Annotated in this window: 11 protein-coding genes; 8 read left to right on the forward strand and 3 right to left on the reverse strand. The window is 41.5% G+C overall.

Features of this window, described 5'->3' with window-relative positions:
* Positions 1 to 155: 155 nt before the first annotated feature.
* Together ABD985_RS11885 and ABD985_RS11890 are read left to right on the forward strand one after the other, a co-directional pair.
* Positions 156 to 7,604 (forward strand): T9SS type A sorting domain-containing protein, encoded by a 7,449-nt coding sequence (locus ABD985_RS11885; RefSeq protein ID WP_345372000.1) that lies wholly within the window; start codon positions 156 to 158, stop codon positions 7,602 to 7,604.
* 70 nt (positions 7,605 to 7,674) lie between these two features.
* Positions 7,675 to 8,808: a T9SS type A sorting domain-containing protein gene (locus ABD985_RS11890; RefSeq protein ID WP_345372002.1), complete on the forward strand. Its 1,134-nt coding sequence runs from the start codon at positions 7,675 to 7,677 to the stop codon at positions 8,806 to 8,808.
* Positions 8,809 to 9,176: 368 nt separating this feature from the next.
* Here ABD985_RS11890 and ABD985_RS11895 read toward each other — a convergent pair whose 3' ends face one another.
* Genes ABD985_RS11895 through ABD985_RS11905 form a run of 3 tightly spaced genes read right to left on the reverse strand, consistent with a single transcriptional unit; the run spans position 9,177 to position 14,986 of the window.
* A complete protein-coding gene (locus tag ABD985_RS11895; RefSeq protein WP_345372004.1) occupies positions 9,177 to 10,613 on the reverse strand; it encodes an efflux transporter outer membrane subunit in 1,437 nt (478 codons plus the stop codon).
* Between the two features lie 25 nt (positions 10,614 to 10,638).
* Positions 10,639 to 13,803 carry an efflux RND transporter permease subunit gene (locus tag ABD985_RS11900; RefSeq protein WP_345372006.1) on the reverse strand — a complete coding sequence of 1,055 codons (3,165 nt, stop codon included), beginning with the start codon at positions 13,801 to 13,803 and terminating at the stop codon, positions 10,639 to 10,641.
* A 34-nt stretch (positions 13,804 to 13,837) separates the two neighbouring features.
* The gene (locus tag ABD985_RS11905; protein ID WP_345372008.1) at positions 13,838 to 14,986 is read right to left on the reverse strand and encodes an efflux RND transporter periplasmic adaptor subunit; all 1,149 of its coding nucleotides are present in this window, start codon (positions 14,984 to 14,986) and stop codon (positions 13,838 to 13,840) included.
* A gap of 291 nt (positions 14,987 to 15,277) precedes the next feature.
* Between ABD985_RS11905 and ABD985_RS11910 the strand changes: the two genes are divergently transcribed.
* From ABD985_RS11910 to ABD985_RS11935, 6 genes are all read left to right on the forward strand, one after another.
* Positions 15,278 to 15,700 carry a 6-pyruvoyl trahydropterin synthase family protein gene (locus ABD985_RS11910; protein WP_345372010.1) on the forward strand — a complete coding sequence of 141 codons (423 nt, stop codon included), beginning with the start codon at positions 15,278 to 15,280 and terminating at the stop codon, positions 15,698 to 15,700.
* Positions 15,701 to 15,808: 108 nt separating this feature from the next.
* Positions 15,809 to 16,918, forward strand: a complete 1,110-nt coding sequence (gene lpxB, locus ABD985_RS11915) for a lipid-A-disaccharide synthase (RefSeq protein WP_345372012.1) — start codon at positions 15,809 to 15,811, stop codon at positions 16,916 to 16,918.
* A gap of 175 nt (positions 16,919 to 17,093) precedes the next feature.
* Positions 17,094 to 18,986, forward strand: a complete 1,893-nt coding sequence (locus ABD985_RS11920; protein ID WP_345372014.1) for an ABC-F family ATP-binding cassette domain-containing protein — start codon at positions 17,094 to 17,096, stop codon at positions 18,984 to 18,986.
* Positions 18,987 to 19,027: 41 nt separating this feature from the next.
* Positions 19,028 to 20,158 (forward strand): hypothetical protein, encoded by a 1,131-nt coding sequence (locus tag ABD985_RS11925; RefSeq protein WP_345372016.1) that lies wholly within the window; start codon positions 19,028 to 19,030, stop codon positions 20,156 to 20,158.
* Between the two features lie 105 nt (positions 20,159 to 20,263).
* The gene (gene speD, locus ABD985_RS11930; protein WP_345372018.1) at positions 20,264 to 21,469 is read left to right on the forward strand and encodes an adenosylmethionine decarboxylase; all 1,206 of its coding nucleotides are present in this window, start codon (positions 20,264 to 20,266) and stop codon (positions 21,467 to 21,469) included.
* 92 nt (positions 21,470 to 21,561) lie between these two features.
* The gene (locus ABD985_RS11935) at positions 21,562 to 22,449 is read left to right on the forward strand and encodes a 4-hydroxy-3-methylbut-2-enyl diphosphate reductase (protein WP_345372020.1); all 888 of its coding nucleotides are present in this window, start codon (positions 21,562 to 21,564) and stop codon (positions 22,447 to 22,449) included.
* Positions 22,450 to 22,491: the final 42 nt, after the last annotated feature.

Consider the following 22,491-nt stretch of genomic DNA (forward strand, 5'->3'; position numbering starts at 1 on the left):
TATTTTTTTGCGTAAAAATTAACAAAGCGCTTCATTACTTACGTACTCGAATTTTCAGGAGAATAGGAAATGTTACTTGGGTGAGTTGCTAGTAATGTAATTGCTGGTATTTCACTTATTAACTAATAGTTCAAAACCTAATTACCTAAAATTCAATGGATCAAAAACCCAAATCAATGACTTTAGGTGCTGCAAGTATCATGCGCTGGCTATTACTGCTTGCTTGTGTGATGTCTGGCATGACCTTTGGCTGGGCGGATACCCCGACCAGTGAAAAAGATAGTAACATAGGGCTTACTGTTACAGAAATAATTAAGGATGTTTCTTGTAATGGAGGTAAAGACGGCGGCATAGACATCACGATTAGTGGTGGGGAGGCGCCTTATTACTGCTTGTGGAATACAGGTGCTACAACCGAGGATCTTGCAGGGGTACCCGCAGGAAACTACTGGGTAAAAGTATATGATAAACATGGACTGCAGGGACAGTGGTTTTATGAGATTAAACAACCTGACCCAATCATCATTAAAGGGACACCATCGCCAGATTATTGTGGACAGATGAATGCTTCCATTTATTTGGAGGTGAGTGGTGGTACTATGCCTTACTCTTTTGCGTGGACTGATGGCAGTGTTGCGGAGGATCGTACGGGATTGGCTGCAGGAATCTATACGGTGAAAGTTACCGATGCGAATGGCTGTCAAAAAGAAGCCTCTTTTGAAGTGGGAGTACAGGCTGACTTTCAAATCACAGGAGTAGTAGGTAACAATCTTTGTAATGGGCAAAGTAACGGTAGTATTACGGTAAATGTGATCGGCTCTACAGCTCCTTATACATTCTTATGGAGTAATGGAGCAACAACTCAAAACCTTTCAGGATTACAAGAAGGAGTATATACGGTAGACATTACCGATAAGAATGGTTGTGTGAAAAGTAAAACATTTACGCTTACAGATCCTTATGCTCTCGAAGCATCTGCAGTGGTAGAAGACAATAATTGTGGAGCGACTTATGAAGGAGCAATTAAGTTGAGTGTTAGTGGAGGGGTGGCTCCTTATACCTATTTGTGGAATACAGGGGCAATAACGAAAAACTTATTAGGCTTGGCAGCGGGAGATTATACAGTGGTCATCACCGATGCCAATGGTTGCCAAATCACCAAAATGTACACCGTACAGGATATTACCGGTTTAGGTATCAAGAGCTATGTAACCGATGTATCTTGCTATGGTGAAAGTGACGGAGAAATAGATATAGAGGTAAATGGAGGAGAGCGACCTTATACTTATGTATGGAATACAGGAGCGACAACACAGAATTTATATGATGTGCCAGCAGGAAGCTACTTTGTAACCGTCACTGATGCTAAAGGTTGTAAAGCATCTTTGGGGGTTATGGTGAAGTCAGCAGGAGCATTGTCATTGTCTTCTCAAGTAAAGGATGTGGTCTGTAAAGGAGAAAATAATGGAGCAATTGATTTAACCGTGAATGGTGGTACCGCTCCTTTTACCTTCAAATGGTCTAATGGAGCGACTACGGAGGATCTTACGAACCTTCCAGCAGGAACTTATTCAGTGGTTGTTACGGATAAAAATGGATGTGGTACACAAGGGACATTTAAAGTCAATGATGGTTCTGACATTAAAATCATAGGAGAAGTATACGATATCTGTGGAAAAAACAATAACGGCAAGATTATTTGCCAGATTTCTGGTGGAGTAGCACCTTATACGATTTCATGGGATTATGGAAGTTCCAATAATAAGGAGCTTTATAACCTTCCTCCGGGACTGTATGAAGTGACCGTCACTGATGCCAAAGGATGTCAGGTGAAGAAGACGTTTGAAGTAAAAGCATCTCCGGTAATTTATGCTAAGGAGACAATCAAAGATGTAAGCTGTAATGGCTTGAGAGATGGAAGTATTGAATTGCTTGTGAAAGGAGGAACGTTACCATTATCGTTCAAGTGGTCTCATGGGTCAACCACCAAGAATGTATATAACCTTTCAGCAGGAAGCTATACTGTGACCATTACGGACGCTGTAGGTTGTGAAATAGTATATACTTATGAAGTAGGACAACCTGATCGAATCAAGGCTAATGCGATTGTGAAGGATGCAGGTTGTGAAGGGGTCGGTGGTAGTATTGAGTTGAATGTATCGGGAGGAACCGCTCCTTATACCTATTTGTGGTCTAATGGAGCAACGACGAGTAGTGTGTTTGATCTTCCGGTAGGAAACTATAGTGTTAAGATTACTGATGCAGAAGGTTGTGAACTGAATAAGTCGTTTACGATTAAGAAGCTAAATCCTCTGAGTATTTATTACAATAAGAAAGATGATGTTTGCGGTACTAGTAATACCGGAGCGATTTACCTCAATGTATCAGGAGGAAAGGCACCATATGCCTATTTGTGGAATACAGGAGCTACGACATCTTCTATTACAGGGTTGGCAGCAGGTGATTATACCGTGACAGTCACAGATGCCGCCGGTTGTGAAGAACGCAAAACCATTACCGTTGGACTGGAGACTACCTTGAGAGTGAATATCAACAAAAAGGATATTTCTTGCTTTGGTGAAATGGATGGGGAAGCGAAGGCGATTGTTTCCGGTGGACAGGCACCATATTCTTATAAGTGGTCTAATGGGGCAACAACACAAGTAATTACGGGACTTTCTGCAGGTATATATACCGTAGAGGTTACAGATAGTAAGTACTGTGTACAAACTGCTACTGTGGAAATTAAAGAGCCAACGGCTTTAACGTTGGAAACGACCCCGCAAAACTTGAAATGTTTTGGAGATACGAATGGTAAGATTTTATTGACTGTTTCCGGTGGAACAGCACCGTATACCTATTTGTGGTCTAATGGAGCAATTACTAAAGACCTTACGAGCGTATCGGCAGGTACCTATAAGGTTATTGTAACAGATAGTAGAGGATGTAAGGCCGAAAAAGAAGAAACCATTACACAGCCTACCCCTATTGATATCACTTACGAGATAGAGGAAGAATCCTGTCCGGGACAGAAAGATGGAAGTATTGTTCTGACAGTGTCAGGAGGAAAAGCCCCCTATAGGTATCATTGGTCTAATGGAGCAACGACTAAGGACCTGATCAATATTGGAGCAGGTACTTATAAGGTGATTGTGACCGATGCTTATAACTGTAAGAAAGAAGCAGTTATTAAGATGTCGTCTCCTAAATCAATTAAGATAGAGGCTTATAAAGAGGATGTGTCTTGTACCAATGATTCTGATGGATCTATTACGTTAGTAGTAACTGGAGGAACAGTACCGTATACCTATTTGTGGTCTAATGGAGCAACGACTAAGAACCTGACAGGGTTAAGTACAGGCGTTTATTCTGTAACCGTAACGGATAGCAATGCTTGTACAGCATCGAAAACTATTAAAATAGAGACAGGATCTGAACTGAAGTTGAAGCTAACCAAGAAGGATATCTTGTGTTATGGAGATAAGGATGGAGAGGCTAAGGTAATCGTATATGGAGGTGTAGCACCGTATACTTACTTATGGTCAAACGGTGAGACAACTTCAACGATTACAGGACTTGCTGTAGGTACTTATTCCGTACAGGTAACGGACGCCAAAGGATGTGTCGGTACAGGGGCAGTAGAAATCAAGAGCCCGAATGCTTTGTCAATATCCTTACAGAAAACGGACGTGACTTGTGCAAGTGGCAATGATGGAACGATTACAACTATAGTAAATGGTGGAAGAGCCCCTTATTCCTTCTTATGGTCTAATGGAGAGACTACTCAAAACTTGTCAGGACTTACCCCTGGTTTCTATGAAGTGATAGTTATCGATGCCAATGGTTGTAAAAGAACGGCTAAGACCGAAATAAAAGGACCGGAAGGCTTTAAGGTAATATTAAAGAAAGAAGATGTTACTTGTAAAGGTGCTATGGATGGGGCTATCGAAGCTATTGTGAATGGAGGAAAGGCACCATATACTTACCTTTGGTTAACTGGAGCGACGACATCCAGTATCTCGAGCCTGATGCCAGGTGTATATAATGTGACCGTAACAGATGCGAATGGCTGTCAGGCAAGCAATAGTATCCAAATTATGGAGCCAGAAGAAATCTCTCTGGTAAGCGCTGTGATTAATCCTTCAGCACCGGATGTAGCGGATGGTAGTATAAATCTAGTAGTTTCTGGAGGAACGCCTCCGTATACGTACCTCTGGTCAAATGGGGCAACAACAGAAGACCTGTCAGAACTGTTGCCGGGGACATATAGTGTAATAGTGACTGATGCTAACGGATGTATTGCTAAAGACACGGTGACTTTAACAACAGGTGAATCAGAGCTTACCCTGAGGGTAATTGCTATACCAGTGCCATGTAAAGGAGATTCTACTGGAAGGTTACAGGGGATCGTTTCAAATGGAGTGCCTCCTTATAAAATTACCGTAAAACAAGGAGATACCATTATTGGTGAGTTCCCTGGATTAGGAGATGGATTTCAGGAGTTAACAGGACTACCGGCAGGGGTATATACGGTCATGGCAGAAGATGCTCAAGGGCAAATGGTTTCCGCTTCAGCAGAAATCACGGAGCCTGAGTTTGAATTATCTGCTAATATCAGTACGAATATAGCGGCAGGTTGTGAATCGGCAGATGGAATTTTGTTGGTAGATGTTACAGGAGGTACTGAGCCTTATATGTATCAGTGGAGTAATGGAGCAACCACTAAAGACTTGGTCAATGTGGTTGCAGGAAGTTATACCTTAATCGTGACCGATGCCAATCAATGTACCACAGTGCTTACAGGGGTTGTTGAGCAGGAAAATAATCTGGAGGTATCAGTAGTCGCAACACCAATTCCATGTTTTGGTGATAGTACAGGTATGGTGATGCTTACAGTAGAAGGAGGCAAAGCACCATTCTCGTATCAGTGGAGTAATGGCGCAACCACTCAGAACCTTGTGAATGTACCGGCAGGGACATATCAGGTGACGGTGATGGATGCTGATAGCTGTACAAAAGTAGTGGGGGATATTGTGGTAGAACAGCCGGATGCACCAATTCAAACTTCTTTGGAAGGAATGAACCCTTCAGCTATACTTGCTACGGATGGAGCTATAGACTTAACCGTATCAGGAGGTACACCTCCGTATGCATACTTGTGGTCTACAGGAGCCACAACACAGGATTTATCTGATTTAATGGAAGGGCAGTACTTTGTGGAAGTGACGGATGCCAATGGTTGTGTGAAAGAAGATTCTGTTTTTCTGGTAGCACAGCGAGGAGATATCGTATTGAGATTACAAACGGTACCTGTGCTTTGTAAAGGAGACTCTACGGGTAGACTACAGGCAGTAATATCAAGAGGAGAACCACCTTATGAAGTGAGAGTGGAGAAGGATGGACAAGTAGTAGGCGTATTTACAGGGCTTCCTGATGGCTTTCAGGAATTGGATAGCTTACCAGCGGGAATGTATGATGTATTCGTGGAAGATGCAGTAGGGGCAACGGATCAGGCTTCTGCCGAAATCACAGAGCCGGATAAAGCTTTGGATCTTGTGATTGAAAAACAAGACCAAACTGTACCAGGCGTACCGGATGGTTCGTTCAAGTTTATCCTAAGTGGAGGAACGGAACCATACGATGTAACGGTAACAGGACAGTTAGATACGGTGTTTAATGACCTTTTAGCAGGAGAATACTTAGTAGAGAACCTAGGACCTGGAACTTACTTCATTCAAGTAATTGATGAAAATGGATGTTCTGAGATGGCAACAGTAATGGTAGAGCCTAAAGAGACCCCTTGTGAAGAAGTTCGATTGGAGTCTTCAGCTACGGTGACCAAGGAAAGTACTCCGGGTGCAGCAGATGGAGTCATAGCGGTGAGTATATCAGGAGGAGAAGCTCCATATACCTATAGTTGGGTAGGTCCAGATGGATTCACTTCAATGGAGCAAAATATCTCAGGATTGGTAGCTGGTAAATATGATTTGGAAGTGGTGGATACTAATGGTTGTCGAGGACGCTTCTCTTACGTTGTGAGAGTAGGGCAGACGCCACCGACAGATCCTTGTGACGGTGTGAAGATTGTCTCTGAAGTAAGCATGATGAATGAAACCTCTCCAGGTGCTTATGATGGAGAAATCAAAGTGACCATTACGGGAGGAACATCCCCTTATACTTATAGTTGGAAAGGTCCTGACGGCTTCACTTCAACGGAACAAAATATCTCAGGACTGACAGCTGGTAAGTATGAGTTGGAGATTACGGATGCCAAAGGATGTAAAGCATATTGTACGTATAATCTAGAGGCTCTTCCAGATCCTTGCAAAGGAGTAGAAATTAAGGCGGAAGCTCAGGTGACAAATGAGTCTCGTCAAGGCGCTTATGATGGAGCAATTAATGTGACCCTTCAAGGAAATACTTTACCTTATACTTATGAATGGAGAGGGCCGAGAGGTTTTGAAGCGTATGTGGAAGATATTGATCAACTGACAGGAGGAAAGTATACCCTTAGAGTAACAGATCGTAATGGTTGTATCGCTATGTTCACCTATCATGTAAGAACAGAGGATGGAACACCTCCTGAAGTAGATTGTCGAATGATTCGCATGGAGGCTAATCCAATCTTTAAGAAGGAATCTTATAAAGGAGCGGCAGATGGATATATCGATGTGACACTACAGGGTGGAACAGCCCCATATTATTATGAATGGACGGGGCCGAAGGGCTTTCATAGTACTTCTGAGGATATTGCAGGGTTGACGAGTGGGCAGTATGTACTGAGAGTTAAGGATGCGAATGGCTGTACAGGATACTTTACTTACTTTCTTCGCATAGAGGGAGAAACAGGAGAGAACCCTTGTACTGGAACAAGTATTCATGTAGTAGTAGAGGATTTGATACATGAGAGTAAAATGGGTGCTAGAGATGGCTTACTAGAAGTATCTGCACAAGGAGGAGAAGCACCCTATTATTACTATTGGGAAGGACCTGATGGCTTTATTGCCACTACGGCCAGAATCGATAACCTGAAAGAAGGTGAGTATCGTTTGTTCTTAACTGATTCCAGGGGTTGTGAGGCCATTATGACACAAACAGTACTGAATGCTGTGTGTAATACACTGAAGGATATACGAGCAAGGGTAAGTAATGCGTCAAATAGAGGAGGACAAGGACAGATTCAGATAGAAGACACAGGAGATGGCATGAGTTATGAATGGTTTGGTCCAAATGGCTTCTACTCTACCGACCTTAGTATTACAGGTCTTCGTGATGGAGAGTATACACTCGTGATGAGAAGTAGTCAAGGCTGTAAAACATCCTTTACGTATGAAGTAAGAGGTGAGGCTCGCTTGGTAACATCCCTGGAAGAAAGAGTAAAGGTTTATCCAAACCCATCCAATGGTATGTTTAACCTGACCTTGCCAACTACCTTTGAAAATGCAAAAATGGTAGTGTTTGATGCTTCCGGAAAAGTGATCTGGGAAAGGCAAGCTGAATCAGCAAATGTGCAGGTAGATTTGAGTCGACAGAGTAAAGGTATGTACTTGTTAAGATTGATTTCTGATGATCGATCTGTAGTACATAAGCTAATAATTGACTAAATTATAAGGGAGTCCCCTTCAGGGGCTTCCCTTATACCTTATTCTAATAACTCATTAATTAACAACCAGAATGAATACTAATAAACCAAAAATGAGATACATGGACTACCTATGCTGGGGAGTCGTGGCTATTGGAGGATTGTCCCCTTCCATGATTTATGGACAAGCAGTGGAGGGATGTGATGGTGTACAGTTTGCGAATACGCTTGTTGTACAACATGAGACGTACCCAGGGGCAAAAGACGGTGCTATTGATGTAACGATCAATGGAGGAGAAGCTCCTTATACCTATGCCTGGACTGTAAATAATGAATCATTTGCTGATACGGAGGATTTGACAGGATTAGAAGGAGGGGTTTATGTACTTCAATTGACAGATGCTAATGGATGTACAGCCTATTTTACGTATGAGGTAGGAGTGGGTGACTTTCAAGAGTTTTGTCAGAACAGTGATCTGTCTGCGACGGTAGAGAGTATTGAGGATGAAGGGATGCAAACGCAAGTGAATGGAGCAATCGCTGTAGAGGTATCGGGAGGAACAGCACCTTATACCTATTACTGGACAGGACCTGATGGGTTTATAGCTACAGAAGAAGATTTGCTGGGGTTATCGGCAGGGGAGTACCGTTTAGAGGTGACAGATGCCAACGGTTGCTCGGTAGCTTTGTCTGCTTTTGTAAAAAGTTCTCTTTGTGAAACGTTGGTGTCGATGAGGGCTAAGGTGAGGACATTATACAAAAAAGGAAATTGGACGTTGAGTTTGGCTACTCCTCTTCCTTCAGGAGTAGAGGCTACTTGGTTTGATGCGGCAGGGATCAAAAGGGTAGGAAGTGCCATTCGAGGAATGCAAGCAGGAGAGTATGTTTTGATGCTGACGAACCAGTTTGGTTGTTCTTCTTATTTCACCTATAAATTAGATTATGAAAATACGCAAGAGGAGGAGACAGAATCCCAGTCTATTGCAGCATATCCTAATCCTTCTCATGGGGAGTTTAGTATTCAGGTACCAAGCTTTCATTCCTCAGCTCGTTTATTAGTGATGAGTATGACAGGACAAGTGGTCTATGAGGCGACATCTCCACTATTAAAAATAAAGCAAGAAAATGGCCTGCCTATTAAGATTCGAGGGTTGAGAAAAGGGGTTTACCTGTTGAGGTTTACTTATGATGCCCAAGAGGTTACAGAAAAAGTATATGTAAATTAACAGGTAGGGTATTACGCGATCAATTGATAATACTTAAAAGCCTGCGATTCTTACTAGAATTGCAGGCTTTTTTCCTTTAATTAAGGTTGAATATTTAACCGTCATACTGCTAGTTCGCTTTGTTGAGTGGCACTGCGTGCCGTTGAGTGGAGCTTTGCTCCGTTGAGTAGCCCTTCGGGCTGTTGAGAAAGAGTAGTACTGCAAAATCTCAACAGCCCGAAGGGCTACTCAACGGCACATAGTGCCACTCAACCAGCGGCGTAAGCCGTCTCAACTGTCGGTTAATTATTCAACCTTAATAAAAGGAAAAACATAAGTTTAACTACTAAACTTGAAGAGTTTTAAAAGATATATTTCCTATCCAGTTTTTACTCCCAGCCGCCCCCAAGTGAACGGTATAGCTCGACTAATGAAATAAGTTGCTCTTTTTGAATATCGGCTAAGTCAAGTTCAGCAACCAAAGCATTGTTTTGGGCCGTAATCACCTCCAGGTAATTAGCATAACCGCTTTTAAAGAGTTCATTGGAGAAGTGAGCAGCCTTAAGAAGGGCATCCACTTCTAGTACTTTGAGTGATTTTTGCTCTTCCAGTTGATTAACAGCAACCAAAGAGTTAATGACTTCATTAAAACTAGTAATGATACTTTGCTGGTATTGAAACAAGGCTTGCTCACGTTCGGCTTCAGTAGATTTGTACTGCGCTCGAATGGCATTGCCTTGGAAGATAGGAGCGACCAGTCCTCCAGCTACACTGTACCCTAGAGAGGCAGGTAAAGAAAAGAATTCTCCGGCATCAAATGAGTTCATAAAACCAGTGGCTGATAAAGAAATAGTAGGGTAAAAAGCCGCTTTAGCTGCACCTACATTAGCATTGGCAGCCATCAAGCTATATTCTGCTACTAAAATATCAGGGCGTCTTTGTAATAACTCCGATGGAATTCCTGTAAAAGCGGTTTCAGGAAGCTCTTGCTGCATTAAGGAGTCTCCCCTGTGAATTTCCTGAGGATATCTTCCCAATAAATAATTGAGTGCATTTTCTGTCACGACCATCTGTTGCAATACTGCGGGTTTCAACCCTTTGGTATTGAGCAGCTGGGCTTCAATCTGTTTCACGCCTACTTCATTAGCCCTACCACCTTCTTTTTGGAGCTTGACCACTCTGAAGGCTTCTTCTTGTAGGGCAATATTTTTATTAATCACTTCTAGTTTAATATCCAGGGATAGTAACTCATAATACAAGCTAGCAATATTGGCAACCAATACGGTTTCTAAAGCTCTTTGCGCCATTTCTGTTTGAGCAACCTGAGCCTTAGCGGATTCTTTTAACCGCCTAAGTCTTCCCCAAAAGTCAATCTCCCAGGACATACTAAGATCCAATTGATAGTTTTCTATAGGTATAGGAATGTTATTTCCTGTAGCATTGGCCGCATTGATGTTTTTACCTTGCAAGCTATTATCTCCTGGATCAGCAATTCCAACAGCACCTCCCCCCGAGAAGGACGGAATAAGAGCACCCCTGCTTTGCATAAGCAGCGCATTGGCTTGTATCACACGTTGTTCCGCAATTAATAGGTCATAGTTGTTATGTAACCCAGAGTCAATAAGGGCAAGTAAGACCGTGTCTGAGAAGTAGTCTTTCCATGAAATCTCCGATAGATTACTACTTGTATCTGTGGAAAAATCCGTATAGAAAGCTTCAGGCATAGCTAACTCAGGCCTTTTATAGTTCTTCCCCATCTTACAGCTTTGGAAGAATAGACTTGTCAACAGAATGCCTAATAGAAATATCGAAAGTGATTTTTTCATAATCTTGAAGCATGTTTCAACAGTACTACTGTTCGTTTTGAGCAGTATCACCAGAGGTTTCAGGAGGTGTAGGTTTTCCAGATATTTTCTCGGCTAAATATTGGAAAACTACATAGAGCGCCGGTACGATAATGACACCGAAAATGGTTCCAAAAAGCATTCCTCCAAAGGCTGAAATACCAATTGTACGGTTGCCTATAGCTCCGGCACCTGTAGCAATGGCTAAGGGAACAACCCCCAATACAAAAGCGAAGGAAGTCATCAGGATAGGTCGGAGACGAAGGGTAGCTGCCGCAATAGCAGATTCTAGGATGCTCATCCCTTCTCTTCTTTTGATAAGGGCAAACTCCACGATCAGTACGGCATTTTTTGCCAGTAGTCCGATCAACATGATTAAGGCAACCTGTGCATAGATATTATTTTCTAGGCCGGTTAATTTTAGGAAAACAAAAACACCAAATACCCCCGTTGGAATAGAAAGCAATAGAGATATAGGGGTGATATAGCTTTCGTATTGGGCCGCCAGTACCAGAAAAACAAATAGAAAGCTGATAGCGAAAATGATTCCTGCCTGTCCACTGGATAGCACTTCTTCCCGTGTCATACCAGACCAGTCAAAACCAAATCCTCTGGGGAGTGATTCTGCTTCTTCGTATATCGCGTTAATTGCATCTCCTGTACTGAAGCCAGGAGCGGCTTGTCCATTAATCAAGGCTGCACTGTATACATTGAAACGAGTTACTTGCTCTGGCCCATACGCTTTCTGAAGTTTCGCAAAGGCGGAAAGAGGAACCATTTCTCCTTTGTCATTTTTGACATGAAAATCCAACAGGTCACTTGGCTCTTTTCGGTATTCTGGTAAGCTTTGAATCATTACCCTGTACAGCTTCCCAAAGCGTGTAAAGTTGGAGGCATAATAACTACCTATATAGGTTTGTAAGGTAACCAAGGCGTCTTGTACGGTGACCCCTAGTTTCATGGCTTGAGCCTCGTCGATCCTTACTTCATATTGTGGGAACTTCGTACTAAAGCTACTCATCGCATAGGCGATTTCAGGTCGTTGACTTAGGGCTAGGCTAAAGGATTTAGTGACTTCATCCAATTCACTTAAATCTCCTCCTGTTCGGTCTTGTAAACGCATTTCAAAACCACTGGATGTACCAAAACCGGGTACTGTAGGAGGTGCAAAGGGGATAATATTGGCATCTTTGATATGTCGTATTTTAGTATTCAGTTGTTGAATAAAGCCAAAAACAGAGTTTTCCTTTCCTTCTCGCTCTTCCCAAGGCTTTAGTTGTATAATAGCAAAGCCATAGGAGCTACCAGCCGATCCAGCCAAAATACTATAACCCGATACCATGGTGACATTTTCCACCTGTTCAAACTCAGAGGCAATATCCTCCAACTCATCTAAAACATTTTGAGAACGCTCTAAACTGGCCCCGGGAGGGCCTGTGACATCTACGAAAATTACCCCTTGGTCTTCGGTAGGGATAAACCCTGTAGGAATAGTGGGGGCAATAAGAACTATCCCTACAATAAAAGTAGTAAGTAATCCTAGCGGAAGAATTTTTTTACTTAACAAGAATCGCAGTGTTTGTGCGTATTTCCCTAATACTTTATCAAAGAGCTCATTAAACTTATTGAAAAAGCCCCCTAATAACCCTTTTTTCTTTCCTTCTTTTGGAGGTTTAAGTAGCAATGCACATAGTGCAGGGGAGAGCGTAAGGGCATTAATGGATGATACAAATACCGACATGGCAATGGTTAAGGCAAACTGTCGGTAAAATACCCCTGTCGGACCAGAAAGAAATGCGGAAGGCACAAACACTGACATCACAACTAAAGTGGTCGCAATAACCGGAGAAACGATTTCTTTCATTGCTGCAAAAGTGGCTTGTACCGGGGGCATATGTTCTTCATGCATCTTGGTATGTACCGCTTCTACAACAACAATCGCATCATCCACCACAATACCAATTGCGAGAACCAAGGCAAATAGTGTCAATAGATTGATTGAGAATCCGAAGGCTACCAAGAAGATAAAGGCCCCTACCAATGATACGGGAACCGCAATGGCTGGAATAAGTGTCGAACGAAAATCCTGAAGAAAGATAAATACTACAATAAACACCAGAATAAAGGCTTCCACTAAGGTTTTAACTACCTCATGGATAGAAGCGTCAAGAAATAGAGAAATATCATAAGGCAATTCATACCTTACTCCTTGGGGAAAAGACGATCCCTTTAATTCTTCCAATTTAGCCTTCACATTGGCTATAATCTCTTGTGCATTTGACCCCGGTGTTTGATAGAGCATCACAGAACAAGCAGGCTTTCCGTTGGTCTTGGATATCATTGAATATTGTAACGTCCCTAACTCGATTTCAGCAATGTCTTTTAAGTACAATAAAGACCCATCATCGTTAGTTTTAACAATGATATTTTCATACTCCTCAGGGGTTTTTAGTTTCCCTTTATATTTCAGAATGTATTCCAGGACTTGTGGGTTTCTGAATGAACTTTCTCCAAGTCTACCAGGAGCAGCTTCCAGGTTTTGTGATTTTATGGCGTTGGTGACTTCTGTCGTAGACAGGTTGTAAGCAATCATTTTTTCTGGCTTCAACCATACACGAATAGAGTAATCCTTTCCTCCAAAAATATTAGCATCCCCAATCCCATTGATACGCTTAATCTCAGGAATGATATTCAGGTCCATATAGTTGTACAAGAATTTTTCGTCATGCGTACTGTCATCACTGAGTATAGTCAGAAATAGTAGGATACTATTTTGTCGTTTCTTGGTCTCTACACCCGTTTCTACAACTTCACTAGGGAGCTGACTCATGGCGGTAGCAACTCTGTTTTGTACGTTTACTGCAGCAATATCGGGATCCGTGCCCAGTTCAAAGAATACTTGAATATTGGTGATACCACTATTATTACACACCGTGTTCATATAAGTCATCCCCTCTACACCATTGATCGCATCCTCTAAAGGTGCTGCTACGGAATTGGCACATACCACGGCATTGGCTCCTGTGTAAGTCGCCTGTACAGAGACTGAAGGAGGTGCAATATCCGGGAACTGAGATACCGGTAGTTGGATCATGGATAGTACTCCTCCAATCACAATGAAAATAGAGATGACCGTAGATAATACGGGCCGTTTTATAAAGGTCTCAAACATAACAATGGGTATATTTGGGTGATGGTCAGTGTTTTTATTCCCAAGGAGCTGCTTCAATCAGGCTGTCCATGGAAATATTGTAATAGTTTATTTTGGCACTGTCTGTAAGATTTTGAGCACCTTCGTAGATGATGTGTTCGCCCTCTTTGATCCCTGATTCGACGATGTAAAAGTAAGATACTCGACGTTTCGGAATAATGTTACGGACTTGTACGGTACTGTCCTTTTCATTGAGAACGTAAACAAAGATCTTATCCTGTATCTCAAAAGTTGACTTCAAAGGGAGCAATAATGCATCATCTTGTTCTCGATAAATTCGGATACGGCCAGAGGTATTACTTCTTAATAAGGTATCTGGGTTAGGGAAACGAGCACGGACACCAATGGCACCTGTTTCTTTATTGAATTGTCCCTCAATGGTCTCTATGACTCCTGTGTGAGCATATTTATTGCCATCTGCCAAAATGAGATCGACCTTATTTCGTTTTTCTTTGATACTGTCGGGTAAATCAGCATTTCGACGGGTATACTCAAGGTATGCCTTTTCCGATACGTTGAAATAAGCATAAACATTGGAAACATTAGAGACGGTAGTCAATAAGGTACTTTCACTGATTAAACTACCCTCTTTATATGGAATACGATCAATAAACCCGGTTACGGGAGCCTTAATCTTGGTATAGGAATAGTTTATTTGAGCATTATTTAAAGCCGCCTTTGCTTCTTGTATCTTAGATAGTGCGGCAGCATATTGGGCATCAGCAGCCTCTAACTCTGTTTTGGAAATAATATCTTGCTCAACCAAGGGACGTAAACGGTTGACCTCCACTTTGGCGGCGGCGGCACTGGATTGTGCCTGACTAACATTGGCTTTTGCTTTGGATATTTGTTCCAAAAATTCTTTATCCTCTATCTGGAACATGACGGTGCCTTGCGTAATCTTTTGGCCTTCATCTACCAAGATCTTTTCCAAGTAGCCTCTCACCCTTGCACGTACTTCTACATTTTCAATTCCTTGTATATCGGCAGCAAAATCATAAAAAAAAGGGGTGTTGTGTTGTATGATTTTTACTGCAGGGTAAGGAGACTCTACTTGCTCTACAGGTTTTTTATCCTGGCAAGAGGAGTTAATGATCAAAAGGCAGCAAATATTGAGTATTAGTAATAAGCGATAGCTTTTCATAGTATAGCTAGTTGATCATATGGGTATTAGTTAGTGTTAAACAGATGCAACAACTCTCTGATAATTGGAGTACTTAGCCAATAGGAGATACATCAGCTTTAACATTTAATAATAGAAACTAAAATATGAGAGAAAGTATTCCATCTCATTAGATGATCTTTGACACCTTATCGTTGAGGACATCACCTAAGGTTGGACAGCCACAAGGGGCGCCCTTACGGATTACCTCTTACCTTCTATAGTTTTTTTTGATTTACTTTGTAAATTTGCCCCTCCAAAATTGAAAGGACTATGATCTATATTTGTAGAAAGGAATATTTTAACGCCGCACATAAGCTCTATAACCCTAATTGGACAAAGGAGAAAAACGAAGAGGTATTCGGTATTTGTTCTAATGAGCATTGGCATGGGCATAACTTTGAGATGATTGTTACGGTCAAAGGAGAGGTGGACCCAGAAAGGGGCTTTGTAATGGACATGAAGCAACTGGGAAGGATGATCAAAGAGCATATCATTAGTAAGGTAGATCATCGTAACCTGAACCTAGATGTTGATTTTCTCAAGGGAAAGATGACGACCTGTGAAACATTGGCCATGTCGTTCTGGGATATTCTCTATCCATTAATTAAGGAAAGCGCTCCCAATGCAGAGCTGCATTGTATTGAGCTGCATGAGACGCGCAATAATTTCGTGAAATACTACGGGGGTAAATAAGTATGACATTGCAGGTTGCTTCTTGTACCTTGCTGGGAATACTTCTATATTTGGCTGTCTATAGGGGCAGCTTTTTTTATTTATTTTTACTGTACTGAGAACCTATCTATGAGATACTATTTAATTGCGGGAGAGCGGTCAGGAGATTTGCATGCGGCAAACTTGATGAAGGCCTTGAAGGAGCAAGATCCTCAAGCAGAGTTTAGGTGCTGGGGAGGAGATGAGATGGAAAAAGCTGGAGGAGAGCTAGTGACACACTATAGAGAGATGGCCTTTATGGGTTTCGTAGAGGTTGTGAAGAATATTTTTAAGATTAAAGCTTTCTTAAAACAGTGTAAAAAAGATATACTGGCTTATCAACCCGATGTGGTTATTATGGTTGATTATGCAGGGTTTAATCTTAAAATCGCTGCGTTTGCCAAGCAAAAGGGGATCAAAACATTCTATTATATATCTCCTAAAATATGGGCATGGAATCAGGGAAGAGCACATAAGATCAAGCGTATCGTAGACCGTATGTTTGTGATTATGCCTTTTGAGAAGGAATTTTATAAACGCTTTGATTATGAGGTCGATTATGTAGGGAACCCTCTATTGGATGCTATTGCTCAGTTTCAACCCAATCCTGATTTTCACGAAAAAAATAAGTTGTCTCCTGATAAACCCGTGATTGCCATCTTGCCAGGAAGCCGCAAACAGGAGGTCAAGGATATGTTAGCGACAATGTTAACGATAAGGGGGAAGTACGACCAAAAGTATCAATTGGTGGTGGCAGGTGTAGATAACCTACCGGCTGAACTGTATAAAGAAGCACAGGAACAGCAGATGAAGGTGATCTATAATCAAACCTATGACTTACTGGCTCATGCAGAGGCAGCAGTCGTTACCTCAGGAACGGCAACCTTGGAGACGGCTTTGTTTGAGGTGCCTGAAGTGGTTTGTTACCGCCTGAGTGCATTACAATACTCTCTAGTGAAATTATTGATCAAGGTAAATCACATCTCTTTAGTGAATATTATAGCGGGTAAAGAAGTTGTCAAGGAGCTTATACAAGATGAGTTTAATACAACCCGTTTGACAGAGGAACTCGATAAAGTTTTAGGGCAAAATCGCGAAAGAATACTAGCAGACTACAAAGAACTTAAGCAATTAATTCATACGGAAGGCGCTTCGGAAAGAGCGGCATCCCTTATGGTAAGCTATTTAAAGGAAAAATAATCAACTATAGTTTTCAGATGGATGCGGTAGCGTGAATAGATCAGTGATCATAAGCGATAAACAATAACCGATAAACCAGATAGTTTTCCGTAGACCGGATGAGGTTAGCTTGAAAGGCTATAGTAAAAATAATCAACGATTCAACTCACCAAAGGTGAAGTTCAACAATTCAACAATGAATTATATATCAGCAGAAAATATATCGAAATCCTACGGGGATAGAGTCCTTTTTCAAGGCGTGAATGTAGGTTTGGACATGGGACAAAAGGTAGCTCTGGTCGCTAGAAATGGAGCAGGGAAGTCAACGCTTCTGGACGTGTTGATGGGCAGGGATATGCCTGATACGGGCAAGGTAGCCATGAACAATGACATCAATGTAGCCTATCTGGCTCAGGAACCTGTATTTAAAGAGTCAGAGACCATTTTAGAGCATGTATTGAATTCGGATACACCGATCTTGCAAGCGGTTCGCCATTATGAGGAGGTGCTGGAAAAGCAGTTACATGATACCTCTGAGAAGGCTTTGTTGGCTTTACAAAAAGCTACAGAACGCATGGAAGAGTTGAAGGCTTGGGACGCTGAAGCCAGAGTAAAGCAGGTATTGGGAATGCTTAAGTTGGAGCAACTTAATCAGCCAGTAAGTGCTTTGTCTGGAGGACAGCGTAAAAGGGTTGCCTTGGCTAAGGTATTGATCGATGAACCGGATCTGTTGGTGATGGATGAGCCTACCAACCACTTGGATCTGGATATGATTGAATGGTTGGAACAATATTTGGAACGCTCCAAGTTGACTTTGCTATTGGTGACGCACGACCGATACTTCCTGGATAGGGTTTGTGATGAGATTATTGAACTGACTGAGGATGGGGTATATCGTTACAAAGGAAACTATACTTACTTTATTGAGAAAAAGGCAGAGCGAGAAGCACAGGATGCAGCTTCTGTTGATAAAGCCAAGAACTTGATGCGTAAGGAGTTGGAGTGGGTTCGACGCATGCCTAAGGCAAGAGGAACCAAAGCGAAGTATCGTATGGATGCTTTCGATGACCTTAAAGAGAAGGCGCACTCCGGAAAGAGAGAAGGAAAAGTGGAGTTGAGTGTGAAAATGGCTCGTATGGGGAAAAAGATCATGGAGATCGAAAACCTGAATAAAAGCTATGGAGAGAAACTTATTTTGGAGGACTTTAACTATACCTTTAAAAGAAGAGAGCGTATAGGGATCGTAGGAAAAAATGGTGTAGGGAAATCAACCTTCCTGAATATTTTAACAGGTAAAGAAGCAGCCGATAGTGGTGATATCGATTATGGAGAGACCGTTGTTTTTGGGTATTATTCTCAAAAAGGACTTCCCAAGACAGATGATAAGCGGGTTATTGACGTTGTAAAAGAAGTAGCGGAAGTTATTCCTATGGCCGATGGTAATCAGTTGACGGCTTCTCAGCTATTGCAACGTTTCAATTTTACACCGGAACAGCAGTATGCTTATGTGTCTACTTTGAGCGGAGGAGAGCGCAAAAGACTTTACCTGTGTACTATACTGATGGACAATCCAAATTTTTTGATTTTGGATGAGCCTACCAATGATTTGGACTTGCAAACCATCAGTGTGCTAGAGGATTTTCTGGAGGAGTTTCCAGGGTGTTTGTTGGTAGTAACGCACGACCGTTATTTTATGGACAAATTAGTAGACCATTTGTTTGTCTTTGAAGGTGAGGGAATTGTCAAAGATTTTAACGGGCAGTACACGGATTATAGGGAACAACTTTTGGCTAAAGAAGCAGCAGAGAAGAAAGCTGAAAAAGAGCGAAAGGCAGAGCAGAAGGAAAAGAAGACTGAAGTTAAACCTGTCGCAAAAAAGAAGTTGAGCTTTAAAGAGCAAAAAGAATATGAGCAGTTGGAAAAGGAAATGGAGGAGTTGGAGAAAGAAAAAGAGGTCTTAACGGTTCGTATGAATGAAGGAATTACGGACCATGAAGAATTGGTCAGTATTTCTCAGCGTATAGGAGAAATTTCAGACCTATTGGATGAGAAAATGATGAGATGGATGGAATTGGATGAGTTAACCTAATCGTCTAGTATGTTGCCATCTCTGATCAATAATCGTATAATATGATGAATGGTAAAACAATATTTTTCTTAGGACTATTACTGTCTATTTTTTTACAGAAATCCTGGGGACAGGAGCCTATGGTATTGTTCGAGCAGGCGATAAGGGAGCAACAAAAAGTATATCAGGTCGATAAAAGTAAACGAGTATTACAACTCCCCATGCAATATGGGGAGTTTATTCCTTTTGATGGACTAGACCAGCAGCTTCAAGTCACCGATGTGGATAGTATACATCTCGCTTATACGAATCATCCCCAAGGGTTAGACTTTGATCAGCTTAATCAGGATAGATTTAGAACGTTGGCTCAAGTTTTTCCGGAGCTGATGAAGCAGAATGTTCAATTCCCAGTCAAAATCATAGAGCAGATAGGGGTGGAAAGTAAAGAACAGGCTAGTGCTCTTTACCATGGGTTCTCGATTTATATTAACCCTTCTTCTAATAAGTATCTACAATTGGATCCTGAGAAAATTCTGCAGCGACAGATGCAAATCAAGAAGCAGTTCAATGCTTTGATCAAGAGGAAGATGGGGTTGCATCTAGACGATGATCAGTCTACTGTAATGGCATTTAAACGTAACCATCAGCAATGGGATAACGTTGTTATTGTAAGTGACTGGACAGGAAGTATGTATAAGTATACGTTACAGGTACTATTGTGGCAAATACAAGAACAATCCATGAAGCAACTGATGGGCTTTACGTTTTTTAATGATGGTGGTTTCAAGAGTAATGCAGATAAGCAAATAGGACAGACTGGCGGTATTTATCATGTGTACAGTCGAAAACCTACGGATATTATTCGACAAATGGCTGTGATTAAACAGAGTGGTGATGGAGGGGATATTCCAGAAAATGACGTAGAGGCGCTTATTGAGGCACAAAAAGCTTATAAAGATGTGCATACATTGGTTTTGATTGCAGATAATCGCTCGCAGATTCGGGATATAGAATTATTGGAGGAAGTAAAAAAGCCTGTGAGGGTGGTGTTATCCAATGTTCGCAGAGAAGGAGAACAATATATCTTCAATGAGCAATATGTACGTTTAGCATTGACGACACAAGGTTCAATTCATACCTCTGATATGGATATTAACGATCCTGAGACATTACGCAGCTTATTGACAGAGTAGGTAACGGAGATGTTAGGTTTATCGGTGATGGCCTATCGTTCATGAATGATAAGCCATCACCAATAAACATTACTCATATAAAAATCGAATTAAATTTTTTTTTGAATGTTACAGGCATTTGAGGGCGCACTGGGAAGGCAGTTGACCGGAGAAGTGAAAGAATGTAATCCAGAAATTCTTAATAACGTGATTGCTGTAGAGCAAGCGATGGTGAAGGCTGCGCAAGAAGCCAATGCTACCGTGATTAACTCTACTTTTCATCATTTTTCTCCCTACGGAGTATCCGGTGTAGTAGTGATTCAGGAGAGTCATTTGGCTGTACATACATGGCCCGAATACGGATTTGCGACCATTGATTTTTTTACTTGCGGGGAACACGTATACCCACAACGTGCGTTAAACTATCTGGCAAAAGCATTTGAAGGCAAGCATATTGATATCTCAGATACCTTGAGAGGGGATACGAATGCCCTTCAGGAACAAGCCCTATCAGACTCTTTCCCCTATACAGGACAAGCATCTTTATTGGAACGTAGTGTTTGGGTTACGGAGGTTGGAGATGCATTGATGAAATCGTATAAAGCCGAGGTGGCTTCAGGAAAGCAATTATCACCTTATTGGCAGAAGCTACATACTCCTTCAGGGAATGAACTTCTGACCTTTAGAGGAAAGGTAGTATTGGACTATTATTCTTCTAAAGTGATGCATGAAATGATGGTACACCCTATCATTACCAATACACAAAAAGCAGAGGTGCTCGTTTGTGGGTTGGAAGGGGCTGGTTTACTCAAAGAATTAGGTTCTTATGAAGGAATAAAACCCTCTTGGTGGGTTGAGAAAGAAGAAAAGTTATTGAGTGAGTCATTTTATGACATAACAAGTCAAAAGAATGAAATAAAGGTATTGGTAGGAGAGGAGTTGAAGGGAGTATATGATATTATTTTATTAGATGAGCATACCTTAGGAAAGGATACATTTGATATTACGTTTTATAATAAACACCTCAAACGTAACGGTACATTAGTTTTGGTGTTGGGGCAAGTAGAGCTGCAAAGTGCAAAAGCGATAAAGCATTTGAAGATGCTACAACAGCAATTTGCTATGGAAGATATTAAGGTGTACTGGGCGCATACCGGAGATGTAGGAGGCAGTAAATTATTTGCATGGGTAAGTAAGGAACCTTCGTCAAGACAGTGGTTGAATGAGGAGAGTAAAGAAGGGACAGAAGACTTTTTTTATTATGATGAAGAAATTCGCAAAACATGTTTTACTTTGCCGAAGTTTATTAGAAAACAAATAGAAAGACTGTAGAACGATAGGATATATGTCCCGTAGGGATGCGCACCCGGCGCGTCCGAAGATTTTAACAAGATATTTTTAACGAATTAATATAAGCCAACGTGATGGAAGTGGTTATCGATGAAAAATCTGGATATTGTTTTGGCGTAGAGTTCGCCATTCAGATGGCAGAGGAAGAAATGGAGGCCTCAGGTACTTTATATTGTCTTGGGGATATTGTGCATAATGCCATGGAAGTAGAACGCCTGAATCAAAAAGGGTTGCAGGTGATCGACCGAGAGCAATTAAAAGAACTAAGAGATTGTAAAGTACTCATTAGAGCGCATGGAGAGCCGCCAGAAACCTATAAGTTAGCCATTGAGAACAATATTGAGTTGATCGATGCTTCTTGTCCAGTGGTATTGAAACTCCAAAACAGGGTAAAGAATGCTTTTGATAAAGCAGAGGAGATCAATGGACAAGTGGTGATTTACGGAAAGCATGGACACGCGGAGGTAATTGGCCTGACTGGTCAAACAAGAGATAAAGCAATTGTAGTATCCGGTATTGATGAGTTGGATAGAGTAGATTTTGCAAAGAATATTGTATTGTTTAGCCAGACGACTAAAAGTACCAAAGGTTTCTACGAACTGAAGGAAGAGATTGAAAAGCGTCTGTCTACTGCGAATGGAGAGAATGCTCACTTGGAAATGTTTGACGCTAACGATAGTATCTGTCGACAAGTATCCAACCGTGAGCCTCAGATGGAGAAATTCTCTCAGGAAAATGATGTGATTGTCTTTGTGAGTGGTAAGAAGAGCTCCAATGGTAAATCCCTTTATAACGTCTGCCTGAAATTCAATGAAAGAAGTTATTTCGTAGAGAATGAGGATGAGGTGAATCCTGAGTGGTTTAACCCAGGTGATAAAATAGGTATTAGTGGCGCTACGTCTACTCCAATGTGGTTGATGGAGCAGGTCGCTACACATATTCGATCATTAGAGTTGGTATAACGAAAGGGACGATTCATATAATGAGAAAGCCAATCTTCTATT

Source organism: Algivirga pacifica (assembly GCF_039543525.1).
Classification (GTDB): domain Bacteria; phylum Bacteroidota; class Bacteroidia; order Cytophagales; family Flammeovirgaceae; genus Algivirga; species Algivirga pacifica.

Bases quoted from the DNA above. Each gene is read 5' to 3' on its own strand.
- ABD985_RS11885 (WP_345372000.1), top strand. From the start codon at position 156: ATGGATCAAAAACCCAAATCAATGACTTTAGGTGCTGCAAGTATCATG.
- ABD985_RS11920 (WP_345372014.1), top strand. From the start codon at position 17,094: ATGAATTATATATCAGCAGAAAATATATCGAAATCCTACGGGGATAGA.
- ABD985_RS11925 (WP_345372016.1), top strand. From the start codon at position 19,028: ATGATGAATGGTAAAACAATATTTTTCTTAGGACTATTACTGTCTATT.
- ABD985_RS11905 (WP_345372008.1), bottom strand. From the start codon at position 14,986: ATGAAAAGCTATCGCTTATTACTAATACTCAATATTTGCTGCCTTTTG.
- lpxB (WP_345372012.1), top strand. From the start codon at position 15,809: ATGAGATACTATTTAATTGCGGGAGAGCGGTCAGGAGATTTGCATGCG.
- ABD985_RS11910 (WP_345372010.1), top strand. From the start codon at position 15,278: ATGATCTATATTTGTAGAAAGGAATATTTTAACGCCGCACATAAGCTC.
- ABD985_RS11935 (WP_345372020.1), top strand. From the start codon at position 21,562: ATGGAAGTGGTTATCGATGAAAAATCTGGATATTGTTTTGGCGTAGAG.
- ABD985_RS11895 (WP_345372004.1), bottom strand. From the start codon at position 10,613: ATGAAAAAATCACTTTCGATATTTCTATTAGGCATTCTGTTGACAAGT.
- ABD985_RS11890 (WP_345372002.1), top strand. From the start codon at position 7,675: ATGAATACTAATAAACCAAAAATGAGATACATGGACTACCTATGCTGG.
- ABD985_RS11900 (WP_345372006.1), bottom strand. From the start codon at position 13,803: ATGTTTGAGACCTTTATAAAACGGCCCGTATTATCTACGGTCATCTCT.
- speD (WP_345372018.1), top strand. From the start codon at position 20,264: ATGTTACAGGCATTTGAGGGCGCACTGGGAAGGCAGTTGACCGGAGAA.